The organism is Methylibium sp. (genome assembly GCF_013817365.1).
Taxonomy (GTDB): domain Bacteria; phylum Pseudomonadota; class Gammaproteobacteria; order Burkholderiales; family Burkholderiaceae_C; genus Methylibium.
The window spans coordinates 1-4,254 of the sequence record NZ_JACDCU010000363.1 but is presented as its reverse complement, the minus strand read 5'-3'; the positions used below and the strand labels follow the sequence as shown (position 1 = coordinate 4,254).

Annotated in this window: 5 protein-coding genes; all 5 read right to left on the bottom strand. The window is 62.9% G+C overall.

The window, feature by feature from the left end; all coding sequences use genetic code 11:
• The coding region (gene rpsF, locus H0W38_RS17690; protein WP_292456520.1) for a 30S ribosomal protein S6 at positions 1–378 on the bottom strand (378 nt) is incomplete at its 3' end.
• 223 nt (positions 379–601) lie between these two features.
• Positions 602–2,734, bottom strand: a complete 2,133-nt coding sequence (locus H0W38_RS17685; RefSeq protein ID WP_292456519.1) for a sodium:solute symporter family protein — start codon at positions 2,732–2,734, stop codon at positions 602–604.
• Between the two features lies 1 nt (position 2,735).
• A complete protein-coding gene (locus H0W38_RS17680; RefSeq protein ID WP_292447801.1) occupies positions 2,736–2,993 on the bottom strand; it encodes a DUF4212 domain-containing protein in 258 nt (85 codons plus the stop codon).
• A 78-nt stretch (positions 2,994–3,071) separates the two neighbouring features.
• The gene (locus tag H0W38_RS17675; protein WP_292456517.1) at positions 3,072–3,683 is read right to left on the bottom strand and encodes a tetratricopeptide repeat protein; all 612 of its coding nucleotides are present in this window, start codon (positions 3,681–3,683) and stop codon (positions 3,072–3,074) included.
• On the bottom strand, positions 3,680–3,979 hold the full coding sequence (locus H0W38_RS17670; protein WP_292456514.1) for a hypothetical protein: 300 nt from the start codon (positions 3,977–3,979) through the stop codon (positions 3,680–3,682). The genes H0W38_RS17675 and H0W38_RS17670 overlap by 4 nt, the downstream gene beginning before the upstream one ends.
• Positions 3,980–4,254: the final 275 nt, after the last annotated feature.

Below are 4,254 nucleotides of genomic sequence, written 5' to 3'. Positions count from 1 at the left end.
CTGCTGCTGCTGCTGTTGCTGCGGCGGGGGCGACGGCGCCTTGCGCGATTCTTCGCGCTCGACCGCCTTCATCATCACCGAGGGCGTCGTCTCGGCCTTGCTCTTTTGCACCGTCAGGTGGCGCAGCACGGCGTCGTTGAACTTGAAGCCCGTCTCGAGCTCGAGCAGGGTTTCCTTGCTGCACTCGATATTGATGCAAAGGTAGTGCGCCTTGGCGAGCTTGTTGATCATGTAGGCCAGCTGGCGCCTGCCCCAGTCCTCAACCCGGTGCATCGTGCCGCCGGCGGCGGTGATGCTGCTCCTGTAGCGCTCGAGCATGGCCGGAACCTGCTCGCTTTGATCCGGATGGATCAGCAAAACGATCTCGTAGTGACGCATTCAATCTCCTTGTGGATTCCGCTTGGGCGGTCACTGGCTCGCAGCAACACCGCAGTCGGCGGGAAAGCCGCCCCCTAGTGTCAACTGGGGGTGCGGCAAGGCAAGCCAAAGAGTATAGCCGCCCGCCTCTTCCAGACCATCGGAGGCGCCGCACAAAGAAAAGCGGCCTGCATTTACGCAGGCCGCTTTTGAAAGGAAGGGCCGGCCGCAGCCGGCCTGCCGCTCAGGTACCCAGGCTGTGCACGGTATCGCCGCGCAGGTTCGGGTAGCGAACGTGCTCGATCAGCTCCTGCACCTTCTTGTTCGGTGCCGGCGTGAACAGGCTCACCAGGATGATCACTGCGAAACCGACCGGCACGCCGAACACGCCGGCCGAGATCGGCAGGATGCCGAACCACAGGCTGATCGGCTCCGTGATGCCGAAGATACCGCGCATCCAGACCTGGTTGTGGGCCATGTAGTACATGGTCGTGCCCAGGCCGGCGATCATGCCCAGCACGGCGCCGGCGCTGGAAGCACGCTTCCAGAAGATGCCGAGCACCAGCGCCGGGAAGAAGCCGGCCGCCGCGAACGAGAACGCCGCCGAAACCAGGAACAGGATGTCCGCCGGCTTCTGCGACGCCACGTAGGCCGCACACAGGGCCACCACCAGCAGCAGCATCTTGGAGATGGTGACGCGGCGTGAAGTGGAGGCGTTGGGGTCGATCATCTTGTAGTACAGGTCGTGCGACAGCGCATTGGCGATCGTCAACAACAGGCCATCGGCCGTAGAGAGCGCCGCCGCCAGACCGCCCGCAGCCACCATGCCCGACACCACATACGGCAGACCGCCGATTTCCGCCGTGGCCAGCACGATGATGTCGCCGCCGATCTTCATCTCGCTCAACTGGAAGATGCCGTCGCCGTTGACGTCGGCGACCGACATCAGCGTCGGATCGACGCGTGCCCAGTTGGCAATCCAGGCCGGCAGTTGATCGAAGGGTGTGCCCACCAGGTTGTTGAAGATCTCGAACTTGACGAGCACCGCCAGTGCCGGCGCAGTGAAGTACAGCAGGAAGATGAAGAAGAGCGACCAGGTCACCGACTCGCGCGCCTCCCTCACCGACGGCGTGGTGTAGTAGCGCATGAGGATGTGCGGCAATGCGGCCGTACCCACCATGAGGCAGAACACCAGCGCCATGAAGTTGCGCCGCGAGTCATTGAAGGCCGCTTGCTCTGCCTCGGTGCCGTCCGGGTTGCCGGCGTAGATTTGCGCGTGGTTCGGCATGCCGTTCAGCGGTTTAGCACGGCCCGCGTTGGCAGTCTTGGCGGCGGTGTAGGAGGCACGAGCCGCTTCTTCGTTCGCCGGCAATGCAGCCACCTGCCTCTCGGCGGCCTGAACCTCGGCTAGCGGTGCGTTAGACGACTTGAGGTCCGTCAGCCTTTGCTCGGCGGCGGTACGGTCAGCCGCCATGGCGGTCGGCACGTCCTTGAGCTTCGCATCGGCGGCGGCCGCACGTTCCTTGAAGATGTTCACGACTTCGAGCTCTTTCGGATCGACGCGCAACTCGTCGCCACGCTGGGAGACCTTCTGGAGCTGTTGGCCGTAGATCGCCTGCGGGATCGGCACACCGGTCTGCTTCACCGAAAGCCACACCACCGGAATCATGTACGCAATGATCAAGATGATGTACTGCGCCACTTGAGTCCAGGTGACTGCGCGCATTCCTCCGAGGAAGGAGCAGACCAGGATGCCGCCGAGGCCAACGAACACGCCGATCTCGAACGCCAAGCCGCTCAGGCGAGCAGTGATGATGCCCACGCCGTAGATCTGCGCCACAACATAAGTAAAGGAGCACAGGATCGCCGCGAAAATACCGATGAAGCGCGCCGCATTGCCGCCGTAGCGCTCTCCCAGGAAGTCCGGGATCGTGAACTGACCGAACTTGCGCAGGTAGGGCGCGAGGAACAGCGCCACCAGGCAGTACCCGCCTGTCCACCCCATGATGAAAGCCAAGCCGCCGAAGCCCGTGAGGTAGAGCGTGCCAGCCATGCCGATGAACGAGGCCGCGCTCATCCAGTCGGCGCCGGTCGCCATGCCGTTGTAGATGGCAGGCACGCGCCGGCCGGCGACGTAGTACTCCGACGCATCGGTAGTCCGGCTCATGATGCCGATGCCGGCATACAGGGCCACGGTGGCGATCAGGAAGATGAAGCCAATCCAGTTCCGTGGCAGGCCCATCTGCTCGAGGATTGCGAGCACGATGACGAAGGCGATGAATCCGCCCGTGTACCAGGTATAGACCTTGTTGAGCTGCTTCTTGAAAGCAGCATTGGCAGCGCGACCGCTGCCCGCAGTGGGTGTCAAGCCAGCCATGTCATTCCTCCTCGGCAACGCCGTGTTCTTGGTCGAGACGGTTCATGTACCGCGCATAGAAACCGATGATGATCACGTACACGATCAGCGATCCCTGCGCGCCCATGTAGAAGCTGAAGGGCCAGCCGAAAAAGTTGAAGTTCAGGTCGCGGGCGAAGTACGCCATCACGAAAGTCACCACGAACCAGATCGCCAGCAGGATTCCCGTGATCCTCAGGTTCTTGCGCCAATATTCACGTTGGTTTTCCGTAATCTGCATTGCTGCACTCCTCTCGACACTGTTGTCTCGACCCCGACGGGGGGTCACCGAAGGACTCTTATCGCGCGCATCACCATCTCAGCCAGCGGAACGCGGCGTGAGTAGCAAGCCGGTTTCGCGCTCGAGCTGAGCGGCGACCTTGGGCTCGAAACCCTGCAGGTGGCGAATGATCTTCACCGCCTCCTCAGGCTGATGGCGATCGACCTGAACACGCGCAAGCTGATACCAGCCGTGCGGGCTCATGGGCTGCAGTTTGGTGTTGCGCTCGAGCGCGACGACCGCGTCGTCGAAGCGGCGCTGGCGAATTGCCACCAGCGCCAGCCCGTACCAGGCGCGGTCGAGCTTGGGTTCGAGTTCAACGGCGCGCTCCAGGGCGGCGCGCGCCTCGTCGAGTTCGCCTTGCTGTTCGAGTAGGAAGCCGAGATTGAACCAGGCCGACGCATGATCGGCGTTGACGACCAGCAAGGCGCGATAGTCGGCAATGGCCGCGGCACGGTCGCCGGCTTGCGCCGACGCATGAGCGCGGCTGGCCAGCGCATAAGCATCGCCGGGCCGCAGCGCCAGCATTTCGTCGAAGGCGTCGAGCGCGAACTGACGGAGGCCGAGCACGAGGCCGGCCTGGGCACGCCATTTCAGCAGAAGGTACTGCAGGCGCATTGGCCGGCTGCGCCGGTCGGGAGCGGTATTCATTGGCACAGTCCCTGACCAATGTTGCCGCGGCACAGTTCGACCTTCTGAAGCAGCGCGAACACCCAAACCCAGGTCAGCGCAACGAAGGTCAGCAGCGGAATGTGTCGATCGATCACCACCTTGGGCGTGATCTTGCGGAAGACCGAGGTGAAGGGCCGGGTCATGATCGACAGCAACTGATAGAACAAATTCTGCTCGCGCTTGGCGCCGGCCAGCAGGCCGAGCAGCCACCTCCCGGCGAGTGCCAACAATGCGATTTCGGCGATGAGTTTGATCGAGGTCACAAGCAGCAGCATGGCGCTCCGAGGGGTTGGTGTCATTTTGAAACCTGGGCTTACGACAAACTGACTCGAAGCGGCCGCGTCGGCACCCTCGCCTCAGTGCTTACCCGCGAGCCCATGAGAAAGCGGCCCTTTTGGGGCCGCTTCGGTGCAGAAATGCCTGTTCATCACGCCTGCATTTGCAGGCTCCCAACCGACTGTCAGCGCGCTGCCAGGCGCTGCCAGGTTTCAATGACCGTGTCGGGATTGAGCGAGATCGAGGCGATGCCTTCGTCGGCCAGCCAGTCGGC